Source organism: Bradyrhizobium sp. SHOUNA76 (genome assembly GCF_023006445.1).
Classification (GTDB): Bacteria; Pseudomonadota; Alphaproteobacteria; order Rhizobiales; family Xanthobacteraceae; genus Bradyrhizobium.
Map to the genome: position 1 here is coordinate 1 of NZ_JALBHA010001207.1, position 223 is coordinate 223.

The 223-nt window shown below is 57.4% G+C and carries 1 protein-coding gene; it reads right to left on the reverse strand.

Annotation, left to right across the window (positions count from 1 at the left end; translation table 11 throughout):
* Nucleotides 1-2: 2 nt before the first annotated feature.
* Nucleotides 3-223, reverse strand: a 221-nt coding sequence (locus tag MOV74_RS41375) for a hypothetical protein (RefSeq protein WP_246933153.1), incomplete at its 5' end; no start/stop codon positions are given.

A 223-nucleotide genomic window follows, 5' to 3' on the forward strand; every position in this document is an offset into this window, starting at 1 on the left:
ATTTACAGCGGGCCAAGAACGACAAGATCGATGCCGCTATCATCGCCGCCTGCACCGCAGCGGTGCGGAAGATCCATGCCGCTCCCGATCCTCGGTTGCTGCCGTTCGCCGCGCAACTGACAATGATCGATCAGATCGGCGAGGATATCGCGCGCCTCAAGAACAGGATCGAGAGTTGCCGGAATGAGACGATTAATAAGCTCTGGCAAGAGGATATCGCTCG